Annotated in this window: 14 protein-coding genes; 6 read left to right on the top strand and 8 right to left on the bottom strand. The window is 69.0% G+C overall.

All coding sequences use genetic code 11. From position 1 onward, the window contains the following. Window positions 1-4: 4 nt before the first annotated feature. The 4 genes from AB0B90_RS37690 to rfbC form a co-directional block, all read right to left on the bottom strand. A complete protein-coding gene (locus AB0B90_RS37690) occupies window positions 5-955 on the bottom strand; it encodes an ACP S-malonyltransferase (protein WP_362926668.1) in 951 nt (316 codons plus the stop codon). 4 nt (window positions 956-959) lie between these two features. Then, window positions 960-1859, bottom strand: coding sequence for a proline iminopeptidase-family hydrolase (locus tag AB0B90_RS37695; RefSeq protein ID WP_350950181.1), 900 nt, complete (start codon window positions 1857-1859; stop codon window positions 960-962). Window positions 1860-2015: 156 nt separating this feature from the next. Further along, a complete protein-coding gene (locus tag AB0B90_RS37700; protein WP_350950182.1) occupies window positions 2016-3140 on the bottom strand; it encodes a DegT/DnrJ/EryC1/StrS family aminotransferase in 1125 nt (374 codons plus the stop codon). Between the two features lie 25 nt (window positions 3141-3165). Next, window positions 3166-3795: a dTDP-4-dehydrorhamnose 3,5-epimerase gene (gene rfbC / locus AB0B90_RS37705; RefSeq protein ID WP_350950183.1), complete on the bottom strand. Its 630-nt coding sequence runs from the start codon at window positions 3793-3795 to the stop codon at window positions 3166-3168. Window positions 3796-4606: 811 nt separating this feature from the next. Here rfbC and AB0B90_RS37710 point away from each other — a divergent pair. The 4 genes from AB0B90_RS37710 (at window position 4607) to AB0B90_RS37725 (ending at window position 9518) form a co-directional block, all read left to right on the top strand. Beyond that, entirely contained in the window at window positions 4607-6076 is a 1470-nt protein-coding gene (locus AB0B90_RS37710; protein ID WP_362926671.1) for a carboxyl transferase domain-containing protein, read from the top strand. A 203-nt stretch (window positions 6077-6279) separates the two neighbouring features. After that, on the top strand, window positions 6280-7641 hold the full coding sequence (gene ccrA, locus AB0B90_RS37715) for a crotonyl-CoA carboxylase/reductase (protein ID WP_350950198.1): 1362 nt from the start codon (window positions 6280-6282) through the stop codon (window positions 7639-7641). Window positions 7642-7647: 6 nt separating this feature from the next. Further along, window positions 7648-8661 carry a ketoacyl-ACP synthase III gene (locus tag AB0B90_RS37720; protein ID WP_350950185.1) on the top strand — a complete coding sequence of 338 codons (1014 nt, stop codon included), beginning with the start codon at window positions 7648-7650 and terminating at the stop codon, window positions 8659-8661. After that, the gene (locus AB0B90_RS37725) at window positions 8658-9518 is read left to right on the top strand and encodes a 3-hydroxybutyryl-CoA dehydrogenase (RefSeq protein WP_350950186.1); all 861 of its coding nucleotides are present in this window, start codon (window positions 8658-8660) and stop codon (window positions 9516-9518) included. Before AB0B90_RS37720 ends, AB0B90_RS37725 begins: the two co-directional genes overlap by 4 nt. 381 nt (window positions 9519-9899) lie before the next feature. Here AB0B90_RS37725 and AB0B90_RS37730 read toward each other — a convergent pair whose 3' ends face one another. Next, complete coding sequence (locus tag AB0B90_RS37730) at window positions 9900-10697, bottom strand: alpha/beta fold hydrolase (protein ID WP_362926673.1); 798 nt, start codon at window positions 10695-10697, stop codon at window positions 9900-9902. A gap of 623 nt (window positions 10698-11320) precedes the next feature. Between AB0B90_RS37730 and AB0B90_RS37735 the strand changes: the two genes are divergently transcribed. Then, the gene (locus AB0B90_RS37735) at window positions 11321-14086 is read left to right on the top strand and encodes an AAA family ATPase (RefSeq protein ID WP_350950188.1); all 2766 of its coding nucleotides are present in this window, start codon (window positions 11321-11323) and stop codon (window positions 14084-14086) included. A 61-nt stretch (window positions 14087-14147) separates the two neighbouring features. On the opposite strand, the gene AB0B90_RS37740 is transcribed toward AB0B90_RS37735, so the two are convergent. Continuing rightward, window positions 14148-15686 carry an MFS transporter gene (locus AB0B90_RS37740; RefSeq protein ID WP_350950189.1) on the bottom strand — a complete coding sequence of 513 codons (1539 nt, stop codon included), beginning with the start codon at window positions 15684-15686 and terminating at the stop codon, window positions 14148-14150. Between the two features lie 294 nt (window positions 15687-15980). Here AB0B90_RS37740 and AB0B90_RS37745 point away from each other — a divergent pair, with 294 nt between their 5' ends. Continuing rightward, entirely contained in the window at window positions 15981-16892 is a 912-nt protein-coding gene (locus AB0B90_RS37745) for a TetR/AcrR family transcriptional regulator (RefSeq protein WP_362926676.1), read from the top strand. 128 nt (window positions 16893-17020) lie between these two features. Here AB0B90_RS37745 and AB0B90_RS37750 read toward each other — a convergent pair whose 3' ends face one another. Next, window positions 17021-17311 carry a DUF5988 family protein gene (locus tag AB0B90_RS37750; RefSeq protein WP_350950191.1) on the bottom strand — a complete coding sequence of 97 codons (291 nt, stop codon included), beginning with the start codon at window positions 17309-17311 and terminating at the stop codon, window positions 17021-17023. Between the two features lie 87 nt (window positions 17312-17398). Continuing rightward, window positions 17399-18271 carry a glucose-1-phosphate thymidylyltransferase RfbA gene (gene rfbA, locus AB0B90_RS37755; RefSeq protein WP_350950192.1) on the bottom strand — a complete coding sequence of 291 codons (873 nt, stop codon included), beginning with the start codon at window positions 18269-18271 and terminating at the stop codon, window positions 17399-17401. Window positions 18272-18332 lie beyond the last annotated feature (61 nt).

Here is an 18332-nt window from a genome sequence, read left to right on the forward strand (position 1 = left end):
CCTCTCACGCACCTGAGCGCCGTACCGGCTGCGACATCGTCGCCACCCGGGGATTCACCGGGACCACCGTGAAGTTCCTCGTCGTGACCGGCACCCGCCCGAACAGGCTGTCCTGCCCGGCGACGCAGACCCTGGTCACGCCGAGTTCCCGGAGGGTGGCCACCACCTCCGGCCAGCACAGCGCCCGGACGAAGCCGTCCAGCAGCATCGTCCGCACCGCCTCCCCCGTCCTCAGCACGGTCCCGTCGTGGTCGTCGACGACCGGCAGGCGCGGATCGGCGAAACGCAGGCCGTCGAGGACCTCCTCCGCGGCCCTGCGCCGCAGCGGCTCGAACGCGGCCGAGTGCATCGGGGGCCGCATGGTGTAGAGGGAGAGACCTCCGAGGGAGCGCACCCGCCCCTGCAGCCACTCGACCCGCCGCTCACGCAGGGACAGCATGTGGAAGTCGTGGTCGACACGGCAGGAGAGGTCGTACCACTCGTTCCCCGCGTCCAGCTCCGCCAGCACCTCCTTCAGCGCGGGCTCGGGGACGCGGACGAAGGAGTGGGTGACGACGTCGGTGTGCTCGCGGCCGAAGTAGTCCTCGGTGACGCGGGCCAGCCCCGCGGTCATGCGCACGGCGTCCTCGAAGGAAAGCGCGCCCGAGTAGGCCGCGGCCGCCTTGCCTCCGAAGCTGGGGCCCGCGCACACCTCGGGCTCGACGCCGAGTTCCCGCTCCGCCCAGTCGGCCAGGGCGAGGCAGTTCACCATGAACGCGACCTGGGCCGCCTCCGTGTAGTCGTCTCCCGAGTCGCGGAAGCGGTCGACCAGCGAGTAGCCGAGCGCGTCGTCGGCGAGGGCGACCAGCCGCCGCGCCGAGGGGTTGTCGAGCATGAACCCGGCGACGTCGGCGAACCTGGTGGGGCCCATGCCGGGAAAGACGATCGCCGTGACGGCATTGGCGCCGGTCTCCATATGGCTATTCCAAACTCTTGAGAAACTCGATCATGACCGCGATGAAACGCTCCGGCTCCTCCAGGTGCGGAGTGTGGCTGGAGTCCTCGAAGATCTCCCAGCGCGCGCCGGGGACGAGCTCGGCGTACGGCCGGACCGTGGCGGGAGTGGCCTCGTCGTGCCGCCCGGAGATCACCAGCGTGGGCACCTCGATGTCGGGCAGGCAGTCGACGACCCCCCAGTCGCGCAGCGAGCCGATCACGTGGAACTCGCTGGGCCCGTTCATCGCGTAGTAGACGGTGGGATCGTTGTAGATCTCCATGAACGTGGCGACGAACTCGCGCGGCCATGGCCGGAGCGTGCAGACGTGCCTGTTGTAGAAGACCATCATGGCGTCGAAGTACTCCTTGGAGTCCGTCGTGCCCGCGGCCTCGTGCTTACGCAGCGTGTCGTCGACGCCGGGCGGCAGCCTGTCGCGCAGGACCCGCATCTCGCTCAGCCACAGCGGATACGAGGCGGGGGCGTTGGCGACCACCAGACCGCGCAGGCCCGCAGGCCGGGCGGAGGCGTGCTTCGCCGCGAGCAGGCCGCCCCACGACTGGCCGAACAGCACGTAGTCGCCGTCCACGCCCAGTCGTCGCAGCAGGTTGTCCAGCTCGTCGAGGAAGAGCCGCGGCGTCCAGAAGTCCGTGCTCGCGTCGGGCAGGTGGGTGGAGCCGCCGTTGCCCAGCTGGTCGTAGTGGACGACGGGCCATCCCGACTCGGCGAGCACCGCCATGCCGACCAGGTAGTCGTGGGTGCTGCCGGGGCCGCCGTGCAGGGCGACCACGGTCGGCCGCCCCGAGTTGGGAGTGCCGGTCACCCGGTACCAGGTCCGGTGCTCACCGAACGGCACGGTTCCCTTGGCGCTGGGGGCTGTGGACATGTGAACCTCCCTCACCGGATCGGCGTGCCGGGAACGGACTCAGGGCCGGGGCGCGACGGGCGCCTCCCCGCTCCCGGCGGTCTCCGGGAGCCCGGTGCCCTCGCGCATCCGGCTCCGCGGGCGGAGGGGCACCCGGCCGCCCGGGTGACGGGGGCGTCACCACCCCTTCCTGATCGTGTCGACGACGTGGCCGCGCTGCTCGTCGGTGACCCACGAGCCGACGGGGACGCACACGACGCGCGGGGCGACGCGTTCGAGGTTGGGCAGCAGCGCCGAGTACTCGCGTACGCAGGTGTGCAGGTCGTTGCGCTCGTGCACGTTGCTGACCATGATCCCGGCATCGTCCATGCGCTTCATGAACGACTCCCGGTCCTCGACCTTCATCGGGTAGATCCAGAAGGAGGACTCCCGGTCGCCCGCCCGTTCGGTCAGCTCCAGCCCGGGGATCCCGGCGAGCTCACGGTCGTAGAAGGCGGCGTTCTCCCTGTGCCTGGCCAGGACCCGGTCGACGCCCGCGAGATTGGCCAGGCCGATCGAGGCGTTGATGTCGTTCATGTGGAACTTGAAGCCCCACTCCAGGACGTCGGGCGGGTTGCGGAGCCGGTCGGCGGTGCGGTCGATGCCGAACCAGCGCAGCAGCCGGGCGCGCTCGTGCGCCTCGTCGGTGGGCAGCACGATCGCGCCGCCGTCGCCCGAGGTGAGGTGTTTGATGGCCTGGAAGCTGAAGACGGAGATGTTGCCGTGGTTGCCGAGCGGCCTGCCCCGGTAGGTGGCACCCCAGGCGTGCGCGGAGTCCTCGATCACCGCCGGCCGGAACCCGAACCTGGCCTCGGCCTCGTCGAGGATCTCCCCCAGCCTGTCGAGGTCGACCGGGTAGCCGGCGAAGTGCACGACCATGATGGCGCGCGTCCTGGGCGAGATCTTGCGGGCCAGGTCGTCCAGGTCGACGTTGAGGGTGGCCGGATCGATGTCGACCCAGCGGATGCGCAGCCCGTTGGCCAGGATCGCCCAGTTGGTGGCCTCCATGGTCAGCGGCGTGGACAGCACCTCGCCCTCGGGGTCGCCACCGGGCCGGCCGTCGCCGGCGACCAGGCGCAGTGCCAGGTGCAGGCCGGCCGTGGCGCTGTTGAGGGTGGCCACCCTGGGGTTGCCGATGGCCGCGCCCAGGGCGCTCTCGAACTCCTCGACCTTGGCCCCCTGGCCGATCCTGCCGCTGCCCAGGACCTGGGCGACCGCGGCCGGGGCGTCGGCGGACATCGACACGCTGAACAGTGGGATCATCGCTGGCTCCAGACTTCGCGGTGTTTCATCCGGTGAAGGCGTATTCGCCGTGGGCGCCGAGGCCGTCGAGTTCCGCGTACCTCGCCTTGCAGTCGGCGTACGTCGGCAACATGCCCTGCTCGGCGGCCTCCCGCAGCGAGGGGGCCACCCGGTCCTTCTCCGACAGCAGCAGCCGCTGCCCCCGCGGCCAGGGCAGGGCCAGTTCCTCGTCCAGCGGGTCGATCTGGATCTGGCCTTCGGGTGACCAGGTGCTGGAGCACAGGTAGACGACCGTGGCGTGCTCGGTCAGCGGGGCGAATCCGTGCGCCAGGCCCTCCGCCAGGTAGAGGGCGTGGCGGTTCTCGGCGCTCAGCGTGACCGCGACGTGCTTGCCGTACGTGGGCGAGCCGACCCGGATGTCGACGAGAATGTCGACGATGGCCCCCTGGGCGCAGGTCACGTAGCGGGCCTGGCCGGGAAGGGCCGTCGCGTGCAACCCGCGGATCGTCCCGCGCCGGGACAGCGAGCAGTTGACCTGGGCGACCGAGAGCGGATGACCGATGGCCTTGTGGAACGCGGGCTGGTTGAAGACCTCCAGGAACAGTCCTCGGTCGTCCGTGAAGATCTGAGGGTTGATCAGGAACGAGCCGTCCACCTCAAGCTGGTGGATCTCCATGTCCGGAACCTTTCTGGGAGCCTGCCATGTGCCGGGGAACACGCGCGGGCCCGCGAAGCCTCTGACCACACGCAGAAAAACCGCACTCGGTCTCTCCGGATGTCACCGGAGATTTTCCTCGCACCATCGGAACGCGCATCGTCGAATCACGCCCGGTCGAATGCGAATTCATCGCGAATCGGCATTCCCGGAAACGTGTTCCGCACCGGCCCCTCTCGTGCCCCGCCTTTCCGCCGCCTGCCTTCGGAAGGGGATGGACGTGTTTCACAGAGGCTCGGCGAACTGGATCACACGTCCGGCGCCGTTTCTCGTTGACACCGTTCATGGTTGTCAGCGGCACCGCGCGGGACAACCCCTACCTGCCCCTTAACGAGGCACGCGGGACCGTTCAGCTCACGGCGTCCGCGACGGGCCGGCCAGCGGCGGAGGCTCCGCACGCTCCTGATCTGCGAACAGGTGCCGGCATCTCCGCCCGGGGCCGCTGACGTGCACCGGCGGAGGGCTCGGTCTCCCCGACCGGCCCCGGCCGGCCCCGACCGGCACCGCGGGAGGATCCGGCGCCGCGCGACCGGCGCGGCGCGGCCATTCGGATGGACAATCCGTTAGGGGTGCGATAAGGGTTGGTGCTCACCTGGACGACATATAGCGTTTCCCCCACATGACGGGTAAAAACTGCGAACCCCTGTGGCGGTGACTGCGAAACCCTCCTGGCCGCCGGCCGCCGATCGCGCCCGTACCTGATTTCGATGGGGGTGCCCCACGTGCAAGGAAAAACGCCCTTCACCGTGTCGACTTTTCTTGGGAATGGATTATGGCACTGACCGTCGGCTATCCGAGCACTCAGCGGGGACCGGAACTCGACCAGCGGGGACCCGAGCTCGCCCACCGAGAGCCCGAGCTCGACCAGCGCGCACCGGCCGTCCGCCTGGCACGGCTGCTCGACCCGGGCTCCCTGGTCCCGCTGCACGAGGCGGACGCCAGCGGTGTGTCCGCCGTGCGGGGCCGCGTCTCGGGCCTCGATGTGATCGCCTACTGCACCGACGCCACCGACATGGGCGGCGCGATGGGCGCCGCGGGCAGCGCCAGGGTCGTGAACGCCATCGACACGGCCCTGCTGGAGGGGGCACCGGTGATCGGCCTGTGGCACTCCGGTGGCGCCAGGCTGGCCGACGGCGTCGAGTCGATGGACGGCGTGGGCCGGATGTTCGCCGCGATGACCAGAGCCTCCGGCCGGGTGCCCCAGGTGTCGGTGGTCCTCGGCCCGGCGGCGGGCGCCGCCGCGTACGGGCCCGCGCTCACCGATGTGGTGATCATGTCGGAGGCCGGCCGGATGTTCGTGACCGGACCCGACGTGGTGCGCGCCGTCACCGGTGAGCGGATCGACATGGAGTCCCTCGGCGGGACCGTCGCGCACGGCGGCAAGTCCGGTGTGGCGCACGTGGTGGTCGCCTCGGAGGCCGAGGCCTACGAACAGGCGCGCCGGACCGTCGATCTCCTCACCCGCCGGTCCGTCTTCGACGTCGCCGCGGCGCGCGAGGGAACGGACCCTCGGGCACTGCTGCCGGACAACCCTCGCCGGGCCTACGACGTGCGCCCCCTGCTGCGCGAGATCCTCGACCCCGGCGCCCCCTTCGTGGAGATGCAGCCCCGCTGGGCGGCGAACGTGGTCGTCGGCCTGGGCCGGCTCGCCGGGGGGTCGGTCGGCGTGGTCGCCAACAACCCGCTGCGCAAGGGCGGCTGCCTCGACTCGCTGAGCGCGGAGAAGGCGGCCAGGTTCGTTCGCATGTGCGACGCGTTCGGGGTGCCGCTGGTGGTCGTCGTGGACGTGCCGGGCTACCTGCCGGGTGTCGGGCAGGAGTGGGGTGGAGTGATCCGGCGCGGGGCCAAGCTCCTGCACGCCTTCGCCGAGGCGGTCGTCCCACGGGTCACCCTCGTCACCCGCCAGTCCTACGGCGGGGCGTACATCGCGATGAACTCCCGGTCCCTGGGCGCCACCGCGGTGTTCGCCTGGCCTGACGCGAAGGTCGCGGTGATGAGCGCGGAGGCCGCGGTCGGCGTGCTGCACCGCAAGCGGCTCGCCGCCGCCCCTGACGACGAACGCGAGGCGCTGCGGCTGCGGCTCGTCGACGAGCACGTCCGTACCGCGGGCGGGGTGAACCGCGCCCTCTCCCTCGGTGTCGTCGACGAGGTGATCAACCCGGTGGACACCCGGCGCAGGATCGCCGAGGCCCTCGCCGCCGCCCCGGCCCGGCGTGGCCGGCACGGGAACATCCCGCTCTGAACCTCTCCCCCGATCTCTCCCTCGAGTCCCGTGACCGTCGCGGCAAGACCACTTCATGGCCGAAGGCGGGCCCGCCCGCAGAGGGCCGTCGCCGCAGGCAGACCCACCACACCGAAAGGAGCCGGTGGATTCCGATGAACGCCGTTTCCCCCGACCTGCCCTTCCCACGCCGGACGACTCCGGCGGCCCTCACCGCGGATCCGATGGCCGAGGCCGTGCTCGGCGGGGCGTCCCCCGACCAGCTGGCGCGGACCCCGGTGCCGGAGGACTACCTCGCCGCCCACCTGCGGATCGAGGACGTCGACATGTTCACCGGCATCGAGGACAAGGACGTGCGCAAGTCGATGCGCGTCGGGCGGGTGCCGATGCCCGAGCTCGCCCCCGACGAGGTCCTGATCGCGGTGATGGCGAGTTCCATCAACTACAACACGGTCTGGTCGTCGATCTTCGAGCCGCTGCCGACGTTCAATTTCCTGAAGCGGTTCGGCGCCACCGGCGGGTTCGCGACCAGGCACGACCTTCCTTATCACGTCGTGGGGTCCGACTGCGCCGGGGTGATCGTACGGGCCGGCGTCGGAGTGCGCCGCTGGCGGGTGGGCGACCGCGTCGTGGTGAGCCCGATCCAGGTCGACGACCAGGAGCCGGCGACGCACGGCGACGGCATGCTCGGCGCCGAGCAGCGCGCCTGGGGCTACGAGACGAACTTCGGGGCGCTCGCCCACTACACGGTGGTGCGCGCCAGCCAGTTGATCCCCAAACCCGCCCATCTCACCTGGGAGGAGGCCGCCAGCATCACGCTGTGCGCCGGCACGGCCTACCGCATGCTGGTCAGCCGCCAGGGGGCGGACATGAAGCAGGGCGACATCGTCCTCATCTGGGGCGCGACCGGCGGGCTCGGCGGGTACGCCGTGCAGATGGTGAAGAACGGCGGCGGCATCCCGGTCGGGGTGGTCGGCTCCGCGTCGAAGGCCGCGGCCCTGGAACGGCTCGGCTGCGACATCGTCATCAACCGCGGCGAGATCGGAATGGGCGGCGACGCCCCCGGCAGCCCGGAGCGGACGATCGAGCTGGGCAAACGCCTCGGAAAGATCATCCGGGAGCGGGCGGGCGGGGACCCGCACATCGTCTTCGACTACATCGGCCGGGCCACGTTCGGGATCTCGGTGTTCGTGGCCCGCCGCGGCGGCACGGTCGTCACCTGCGGCTCCAGTACGGGCTACCAGCACCGGTTCGACAACCGCTATCTCTGGATGAACCTCAAGCGCATCATCGGCAGCCACGCGGCCAACATGCAGGAGCTGTGGGAGTGTCTGCGGCTGTTCGAACTCGGCAAGCTGGTGCCGACCCTGTCGTCGTTGTACCCGCTCGCGGAGGTCGCCGAGGCCGCCCGGCTGGTGCAGACCAACACCCACCTGGGCAAGGTGGGCGTGCTGTGCATGGCCCCCGAGCCCGGCCTCGGCGTGACCGATCCCGAACTGCGGGCCAGGCTCGGCGAGGAGAGGCTGAACCCGCTGCGAGACCCGTCGGCCTCGCGCGACACGCCCCTCCTCGCCGGAAAGGTGTAGGCGACCGTGACCAGGCGAACCGCCGGAATCCTGGCGACCGGCTCGTACCTTCCGAAGGAGGAGGTCGGCAACGCGCAGATCGCGGAACGAGCCGGTGTCACCCCGGAATGGATACTGCGCAAGACCCGGATCTCCTTCCGGCGGTACGCCGCGCGGGACGAGGCGACCTCGGACCTCGCGGCGCGGGCCGCGATGAGCGCGATCGAACAGGCCGGCGTCGACGTCGACCGGATCGGTTACGTCATCGTCGCCACCTCGACGGGTGACCACCCGCAACCGCCCACCTCCTACCTCGTGCAGAACGCGCTCGGCGCCTACGGCGCCGCCTGCTTCGACATCAACGTCGTGTGCAGCGGGTTCGTGTACGGCCTCGCCCTGGCGAAGGCCCTGCTCTCGCTCCAGCCCGACACCTACGCCCTCGTGGTGGGCGCGGACCTCTACTCGCGTTGTCTCGACTTCACCGATCGCCGCACCTCGGTGCTCTTCGGGGACGGCGCCGGCGCCGCCCTGGTCGGCATGGTGCCCGAGCCGTACGGGATGATCGCCTGTGACCTGTCCAGCCGGGGCGAGGCGAGCGGGCTCATCGGCGTCAAGGCCGGGGGCAGCAGGTTCCCGGCCTCGCACGAGACCGTCGCGGCCGGTGAGCACTACTTCAGGATGGACGGCCGCGGGGTGCGGGACTTCGTGATGGAGAACGTCCCGCCCGCGGTGGAAAGGCTGGTGGTCGGTGCCGGGTACGGCCTCGACCAGGTCGACGCCTTCGTGCCGCACCAGGCCAACGGGGCGCTGCTCGGCGAGCTGGTGGAGCGCTGCGGGCTCACCGGCGCGCACACCCCGCGCACCGTGGAGTGCTACGGGAACATGGGAAGCGCCTCGGTGCCGGTGGCGCTCGACGAGGCCAACAGAGCGGGCATGCTCGGCGACGGCGACCTGGTGCTGCTCGCCGGTTTCGGCGGCGGCATGTCGATGGGCACGAGCCTGATTCGCTGGTCGGCGACCACACGTCTGGAGACGAGATGAGCGACATCCACAGGGTCGGTATCGTCGGATGCGGGCTGATGGGCTCGGGTATCGCCGACGTGTGCGCCCGCGCGGGGCTGGACGTGCGGGTCGTGGCCTCCAGCGGCGCCTCGATGAACCGGGGACGGCAGCGGCTGCTGAGATCCCTCGACGGCGGGCTGCGCAAGGCGACGATCACCGAGACGGAGCGAAGCGAGGCGCTGGAACGGGTCTCCTTCACCTGCGACCTCTACGATCTGGGCGACCGGCAGATCGTCTTCGAGGCCGTCCCCGAGCACGAGCCGACCAAGCTCGACCTGTTCCGCGCCCTGGACAAGATCGTGGAGGATCCGGACGCGATCCTGGCGTCGAACACGTCGTCCATCCCGATCATCAGGATGGCGAGGGCCACCGAGCGGCCCGGCCAGGTGGTCGGCGTGCACTTCTTCAATCCCGTGCCCGTCATGCCGCTGGTGGAGCTGATCGGGTCGCTGCTCACCGAGGACGAGCCCCTGGCACGGGCGGAGGCGTTCGTCACCGGAACGCTCGGCAAGCAGGCGATCCGCTCCTCCGACCGGGCGGGCTTCGTGGTCAACGCCCTGATCATCCCGTACCTGCTGTCGGCCATCCGGATGGTGGAGACGGGGTTCGCCACCGCCGACGTGATCGACAAGGGGATGGTGCTGGGCTGCTCGCACCCGATGGGTCCGCTGAGGCTCGCCGACCTGATCGGGCTGGACACGGTGGCCTCGATCGCCGGCGCGCTGTACGGGGAGTTCAGGGAGCCGCAGTACGCGCCTCCGCCGATTCTGCTGCGCATGGTCGAGGGCGGCCTCCTCGGCAAGAAGACCGGCCGGGGATTCCACGTCTACTCCTGATATCCCTCCGCTCCCTGGAACGGCGCCTGGACACGGTCCGGCGCCGTTCTCGCGTCTGTGCGCGGGGACGAGGCGTGTGGCCGGGGCACATGGTCGGGGCGTGTGGCCGGGGCACGTCGCCCGTCCATGCCCGTCCATGCCCGCCCATGCCCGTCCACGCCCGTCCACGCCCGCGCGTGTCCGTGCGCGAGCACGGGTGGGCGCGCGGGACGAGGGCACGAAACAGGGTCGCGGGACGGGGGCGCGGCGAAGCGTTTCGACGCGAGGGCACGGTCGTTTCCGCGCGGCGGGCGGCCATTTCAACACAGAGCGGGCGATACACGAAAAGCGAAAGACGTCATTTCAACACGGAGAGGGCGCGTGACGCCCCCGGGCAGGACCTCAGCGGCGCGAGTCCGCGGCGAGCAGGGCCGACGAGACGCGGCCGGCGACGAGGGCGACGATCTCCTCGACGTGGTCGGTGAGGTAGAAATGGCCGCCGGGAAAGAACCGCGCCTCGAACCGCGACCGCGTATGGTCGCGCCACGCCCGCACGTCGTCCGGGCGGGCCTTCGGGTCGTCGATGCCGGACAGGGCGGTGACCGGGCACGACAGCCCTGGCCCCGGCCGGTGGCGGTAGGTCTCGACGGCCCGGTAGTCGCTCCTCACCACGGGCAGCATCGCCTGCATGAAGTCGTCGTCGCCGAGCACCGTCGTGGCGGTCCCGCCCAGTGCGCGCAGTTCGGCCAGGAGCCCGTCGTCCGGCCGCAGGTGCGCCCGGTCGTCCCGGTGGATCGACGGGGCGCGCCGCCCCGAGACGAACAGTTCCAGCGGCGCCGTACCGCGCCTCTCCAGCCTGCGGGCCACCTCGAAGGCGACGAGAGCCCCCATGCTGTGCCCGAAGAGCGCCAGGGGGCGCGTGACGGCCCGGGCCGGTAGTGCCGCGACGATCCGGTCGGCCAGCTCGTCGATGTCCTCGACACACCTCTCGGCGCGCCGATCCTGCCTGCCCGGATACTGCACCGCGAGCACCTCGACCGTGGGCGGGGCGAGGCGCGCGACCGGAAGGTAGAAGCTCGCGGAGCCCCCGGCGTGCGGGAAGCAGACCAGCGTGGCCGGTGCCCGCTCGGCCCGCTCCCCCGCCTGCCCGAAAAGGAGGCGCCGGATCCACATGTCGTCGCCGTCCTTGACCGCGCTCATGACTCCCACCCCGTCTCGACCATCGCGTTCCGGCCGGCGCGTCTCGATCCCGCCGTCCAGGACCACCGGTCACCGGCGTCCTTTCCGACAACCGGAATCAGGTCTCCGATAGATCCAAAATCACCGACCTCTTTCACATCAATACCTCGGAAGGAATATAATCCATCTCGCCCTGCACTCCCGTAAGCATTCGTCACCCACCGTCATACGCCAATCACATTACGGCAACATCTGGCCGTCGGCATGCGGAAGGATATCCAAGGTCGCCTGCGACGATCCAGGGAAGCAGCCCTTCGCGCCCCCCTAAATCAACCCCATCGATAAGGGTTAATAGGGGGTTTGCATTTTCGCCGAGAGCCATAGATGATCCCGCTGGGGCGGATACGGGGTTACCGCCCGGTTAAGCATTCTGGATGCCGTGATGAAATTAGGTGCGAGAGAATGACGAAATCATGGACAGCGCCGTGATGAAATTCTGAAATGGCATCCTACCGCCGTCGGCAGTTCCGTCGGAAAAGAGGAAAGGTTGACGTCACCTACCGGCAAATATAGGTTTCCTTCTCTTACCAGCCGGGTGTTATCGTTCCATCATCTGCTTTCATCTAGGGTGGACGGGGAGCCCTATGATACTTATCGAGCGGGACAACGAAACCACTTTTCTCACAAACCTGCTTTCGGATTGTGCGCGCGGCCGTGGCCGGGTGGCGACGATCACGAGCCCTACCGCGACCGGCAAGACCGAGCTGGTGTACGCCTTCGGTCGCAGTGCCGCCGAGTCGAAGGTCACCTGGCTGAGCGCCACCTGCTCAGGGGCGGACCAGAAGGTGCCCCTCGGCGTGGTGAGCCAGATCTTCCACAACGCGGCACTCCCCATCGACCACGCCTTCCGAGCGGCACAGCTCATCGAGGACGCCGTGCTCGGGGCGAAGTCGTCCGGTGAGCGCCCCGAGGAGTCCGATTGGCTCCGTATCACCCAGGGCCTGTGGACCATTGTCCTCGAACTCTCCAAGTCGAATACCGTGCTCATCACCGTGGACGACATCGAATACGCGGACTCCCTTTCCTGGCAGCTTCTGCTCAACTTCGTCCATCGGCAGAAGAGTGCCAACGTGCTCATTCTACTGACGGCCACAGAGGGCCTTCAGGGAATGGATCCGCATCTCGAGATAAACCTTATGCGCCATCCTCACTACGAGCGCATAACACTGGCACCGCTTTCCCTGCGAGGCGTCATCAAGACACTGTCCGCTTTTGTCGGCAACACTGCGGCGGTCAAGTTCGGCCCAGCGGCCCACAATGTGAGTGGAGGCAACCCGCTGCTGGTCAAGGCATTAATGGAAGACTACAGGAGTGCCGGCGAACCGGATAACCTCATCGTCTCCGACGCATTCTCCCGATCGGTCCGGGCTCTCCTGCACCGCAGCGATCCCACCATGTTGCTGGTCGCCCACGGGCTCGCGATACTTGGGGACCTCGCCCTGCCGACTCTTCTCTCGGAGTTACTCGGCATCACGACGACAATGGTGAACCAGGCGCTGAACCGTCTCGGTGTCATCGGCATTGTTGACTCGCTACGTTTTCGGCACCCCGCGGCCAGGTCCGCCGTGCTCGACGACCTCGACCCGCATCGGCGCCAGGAAATGCATCGGCTCGCCGCGCGGCTTCTCCACGCGGAGGGGGCCGCGGCCACCGTGGTCGCCGAACATCTCATCGGCTCGCCCCGCTTCCGGGAGTCCTGGGCACTGGCCGAGCTCCGCGAGGCCGCCGAGCAGGCGCTCACGAACGACCGGCACGAGTTCGCGGTCCAGTGCCTGAAGCTCGCCCTGCAACTGTGCGACGACGACCGGCAGCGCACGACGACCACGGCGATGCTCGCCCGGGCGGAGTGGCGCCTCAACCCCGCCGCCGCCAACCGGTACGTCGACCGGCTCGTCGCGGACGCCCGCGAGAACAGGCTGGGCTTCGACGAGCTGGACACCCTGCTGGGGTTCCTGCTCTGGCACGGGCAGCACGACGAGGCCGTGGAGGTGCTCGAACGGCTGACCGAGCTGGCAGGCGAACCCTGCGCCGACGAGGAGGCGGCCTGGCTCGACGTCCTCCGCCACCGGCTGTCGTGCATCCACCCCCCGGTCCTCGCCCGTGCCCGCGTCGTCGCGAGCGCCGACTCCGTGACGAGGCCGGCGTGGACGACGTGGACGACGGTCGAGAGCGGTCCGCACTCGCGGGCGGCGGCTCTGCTCGCGGGCGTCCTGCGGGACGGCCCGGACGAGAACACGCTCAGGACCGCCGAACGCGTGCTGCACTCCACCTCGCTGGACGACGTGAACCTGGAGACCGTGGGGGCGGCGCTCCTCGCCCTGGTCTACTCCGACCGCCCCGACAAGGCCGCGCTCTGGTGCGACCTCCTGTACTCGGAGGCCGTGCGGCGCCGCTCCCCCACCTGGCGGGCGCTGCTCGCCTCCCTGCGGGCGAGCATCGCCATCCGCCAGGGGGACCTGTTGACCGCCGAGGAGTACGCGCGTGCCGCACTGGACATCCTGCCGCCCCGGAGCCTGGGCGTCCTCGTCGCGTTGCCACTCGCCGTACTGATCCGCGCCACCACCGAGATGGGTAAGTACGACGTCGCCGAGCGCCATCTCAGATGGCCGGTGCCCAACGCGATCTTCCAGACCCACTTCGGGCTCCACTATCTGCAGGCCCGTGCCCACTACTATCTGGCGACGAACCACTCGCACGCCGCGCTCAACGACTTCTCCACCTGCGGGCGGTTGATGCGTGCCTGGAATCTGGACACCCCGGCGCTGGTGCCGTGGCGTCACGGCGCCGCGGCCGCCCTGCTCCAGCTGGAACAGCGGGAACAGGCACGGACCCTGCTGGAGCAGCCCTACGAGCTGTCCGGCGGCGACTCGCTCAGGACACGGGGGATCTCACAGCGTCTCCTCGCCGCCACCAGCGACCTCAGGCAGCGTCCGTCCATGCTCCGGGAGGCGATCGACACGCTCCAGAGCGCGGGCGACCGCCTGGAGATGGCCTACGCGCTGGTCGACCTCACCCACACCCTCAACGAGCTCGGCGAGCCCAACAAGGCACGGATGATCGGTTACCGTGCCGACAGCGTGGCCGGCGAGTGCCGGGCCGAGCCGCTGCGGCAGGCCGTACGGCACAACAGCGACGGCTACGACGGCGGCGACGGTCTGGAGAGCATGAACGTGCTCAGCGACGCCGAGCAGCGCGTCGCCTCGCTCGCCGCGCTCGGCTACACCAACCGCGAGATCTCCAGAAAGATCTACATAACCGTCAGCACCGTGGAGCAGCATCTGACCCGCATCTACCGCAAGCTCAACGTGAAAGGCCGCAGGGATCTGCCGGCGCAGTTCTCGCAGATGTGAATGACCGGCTCGCCGCCCGTGCCCGTCCGGCCGGGGCTTCCGGGGGCACGGGCGGCGAGGGTCACTCGGTACGACCGTCCACCTGCGAGGTGTCCACTCGTACCGATCGGAGAAGGATCGTGGCGAGAACCGCCGTCAACGCCATGATGACGGCTCCGAGGACGGCGGCCACCTGCATGCCGCCGGTGAAGGCCGAACGGGCGGCGTCGAGCAGGGCCGCCCCGGTCTGCTCCGGCATCCTCGCGGCCACCCCGAGCGCACCGCCGAGGGTCTCGCGCGCCGCCTCGGCGTCTTCGGGGGGCAGGACGGGCGCCGAGGCGGCGAACCTCTCGCCGTAGACGGACAGGCCGACGCTGCCCAGGATCGCGATACCGAGTGCGCCCCCGAGTTCGGTGGCGGCCTCCATGACCGCGGACGCCGAGCCGGCGCGTTCCGGCGGGGCGGCAGCGACGATCATGTCGGATGCCACCGCCTGCACGGCTCCGATGCCGGATCCCAGCAGGAGCAGACCGCTGACGAGAAACCACCGCTCGGAGTCCACGTCGATCAGGCTCATCACGACGAAGCCCCCGGCGGCGAGCGCCATGCCGCCGCCCATGATGAATCCCGGACGCGCCCACTTCGCGATCACGGCGGCCAGTACGGAACCGGCGAGGGCCGCACCGGCCGCGGGCAGGGTGAGCAACCCCGCGGTGAACGGCCGCAATCCGAGCACCATCTGCAGATACTGGGCGATGAAGTAGAACAGCCCCACCAGGGCGAAGATCGCGAGTGTGCTCGTGATCAGCGACATGCTGAAGGGCCGGCTGGAGAACAGTCTCAGGTCGAGCATCGGGTCGGGCAGCAACCGCTGCCTGCGCAGGAACACGACACCGAACGCCAGCCCGACGATCACGCCGGTCAGGGCCTGGAGTTCGAAGCCGTCGGCGGCGAACTGCTTGATCCCGTAGACCGTCGGCAGCAGGGCCGCCAGCGACAGCAGGGCGCTGAGCAGGTCGAACCTTCCGGGGCGGGGGTCGCGGTACTCCGGCAGCACGATCGGTCCCAGCAGCAGGAGCAGGACCATGACCGGCACATTGATCAGGAACACCGATCCCCACCAGAAACGCTCCAGCAGCCAGCCTCCGACGATCGGTCCCAGCACGCTGCCTCCGGCGAAGCCCGCGGCCCACACGGCGATGGCCATCCGGCGCTGTCCGGGGTCATGGAACATGTTGCGGATCAGCGCGAGGGTCGGCGGCATCAGGCTCGCCGCCGCCGCGCCCTGCAGGGCGCGGGCCACGACGAGCAGCTCGGCGCTGGGGGCGTAGGCGGCGACGGCCGACGTGACACAGAACGCGGTGGCACCGATCAGCAGCAGTTTCCTGCGGCCGATCCTGTCACCCAGGGTGCCCATCGGAATCAGCAGACCGGCCAGCAGGAAGGCGTAGATGTCGACGATCCACAGCAGCTGGGAACCGGTCGGCGCGAGGTCCGCGCTCAGGAAGGGGAGCGCGAAGTACAGCACCGTCACGGTCACGGAGATGAGCAGGACGGGCAGGACCAGCACCGCGAGGCCGAGCCATTCCCTCCGCCCGGCTGTGGCTACGCCCTGTGTCATGACTACAACTCCTTGGGTACTTCGTACATCAAATAGATGCATACATCGTACGCACAACTCTTCGGAGAGCACAACGGCTCATCTTCAGATCGACCTTGACTTCTGAAAAGTTCCAGATAAACCCTAGAGAACAGCGGGTTAGCACCTAACGACGCCTCGCTCCCACTGGTTATTTCATCACGCTTGGATCGCCAATTACGTCACAAAAAGCATGTGCTAGAGTTTCGTCACACGGCTGTGCATCTGGAATCGGACGGGGACCACATGTTGACGTGCACACAATGTGGAAAGCCTTTGAACGCCGCACCTCGGGGACGACGCCCCCGGTACTGCTCCCGCGCCTGTCAGGCGCGGGCCTACCGTGCCCGAACCGCCGAGCGGTCCGCGCAGTCCGCCGGACGGACCCCGGCCTCCGCGCTGCGGGTCGCTCCCCCCAACGCCCCCCTCTCCGTGGCGCCGGGATGCGCCCCCGCCGCGGACCATGCCCCGCTCCGGCAGAGCGCCGACGATCTGGCCATGCACCACGAACCCCCGAGCGGCCTGAGCACGGAGCGGATCGTACGCACCGCGGTCCGGATCGCCGACACCGAGGGACTGGACGCGTTGTCGATGCGCCGCGTCGCGACCGAGCTGGGCGCCGGCACGATGTCGCTGTACCGCTACGTGTCGGGCAAGGACGCGCTCGTCGAGTTGATGGTCGAGGTCGTCTTCGGGGAGACCTCCTATCCGGTCTCCGTACCGGGAGGCTGGCGCACCAGGCTGGAGATCGCGGCACGAAGGGAGTGGGGGATGTACTCCAGGCACCCCTGGGCGCTGCGGGTCATCGCCACCCCCCAGCCGCCGCTCGGGCCGAACGTGCTCGCCGATGTCGAGTGGGCGATGCGCGCCATGGACGGCCTCGGCCTCGACCCGATGACGATGCACTGGGTGGCCATGATGGTGAGCGCCCAGGTGCAGGGCGCGGCCCTGCTGCTGGTGAACGAGCTGGAGGCCGAGCGCCGCACCGGCGTCACGACGAGACAGTGGCGCGCGTCGAAGACGCCGATGCTCCTGGAGATCCTGGAGTCCGGGCAGTTCCCGATGCTGTCCAGGCTGTACGCGCAACAGGACGAGCCGATCGACATCGACGAGTGGTTCGAGTTCAGCCTGCGGCACCTTCTCGACGGTGTCGCCGTCCTGGTGGAGGGCCGGAACAAGGGGGCGTAGGGCACGCACCCGGATTCGCCCCGCGACCAGCCCGACGGCTCCCGCGGGACGCGAATCACTCACCGTCACCGGAAAGCCTTTTTTCGGCAAGTCGTTCATGTATGAAAGAAAAACATCGGAGGACTGCGCTACTCGGCGATTCTGGTCCGGGTCGTCCAACGAAAGACAGCCGCTCCGGAATCATCGGAAACCGATTCCGTCTGCCGCTCGAAGTGCTCGTAGCCATTGTGCCGGGGAATCTTTATCTTTCCGTAGGCCGCCGTCGCGTCGTCGACACGAAAGGTCCGTGAGATATCAGCGGGACCCCCTTCGAGTACGACGTCGACATATGTCCGTTCGAGCTGCGATGCGGCGAATCCGGAATGGCCCTGCCCTTCCGCCCCGCTCTCCTGCCCGCCCTGGTCGATGGAGACGCTCATCTGGAATACCTCCGGTCTGTGTGTTCGGTGGATGTGGTCCGCCGCCGTGGCCGCGGATCGTTTCCGCGCCTCCGACCCCTGGAACGCTCAGCGGAACTCGGCCGCGACGCCGCGTACGTACCGGCCGTAGCTGGAGGCGGAGAGTTCGGCTCCCAGCCGGTCGCAGGCCTCGGCGTCGATGAAGCCCATGCGCAGCGCGACCTCCTCGATGCAGGCGATGCGTACGCCCTGCCGGTTCTCCAGCGCCTGCACGTACTGGGTGGCCTGCAGGATCGACTCCGGCGTGCCGGCGTCGATCCAGGCGAACCCCCTGCCCAGGTCACGCAGGCGCGCCTTGCCCCTTCGCAGGTAGGTGCGGTTGACATCGGTGATCTCCAGCTCCCCCCGGGGGGAGGGCCGCAGGTTCTTGGCGATGTCGATCACGTCGTTGTCGTAGAGGTAGAGGCCGACGATCGCCCTGTTGGACCGGGGATTCGCCGGCTTCTCCTCGATCGAGACGAGCCGGCCTTCGGCATCGGTCTCCCCGATGCCGTAACGCTGGGGGTCGCTGACCGGGTAGCCGAACAGCACGCAGCCGTCCACGTCCGCGACGTTCTCCTGGAGGATGTCGTAGAAGGAGTTGCCGTGGAAGATGTTGTCGCCGAGCACGAGGGCGACCGGATCGCCGCCGATGTGGTCTGCGCCGATGACAAAGGCGTCGGCCAGGCCCTTCGGCTCGTCCTGCTGCGCGTAGCTGATGTCGAGCCCCAGGTGTGACCCGTCCCGCAACAGGCGGGTCAGCTGCGGCAGGTCGGCGGGGGTGGAGATGATCATGATCTCCCTGATGCCCGCGAGCATGAGCGTCGACAGCGGATAGTAGATCATCGGCTTGTCGTTCACGGGGAGAAGCTGCTTGGAGACCGCGAGCGTGAGCGGATACAACCTCGTGCCGTGGCCGCCCGCGAGAATGATGCCTTTCATGGAAAAGCCCTTCATGACGAAGTCGGCCAACGGTGGTCAATCGGATAGGAAGCCGACCGGT

The organism is Streptosporangium sp. NPDC049078 (assembly GCF_040648855.1).
Lineage (GTDB): Bacteria > Actinomycetota > Actinomycetes > Streptosporangiales > Streptosporangiaceae > Streptosporangium.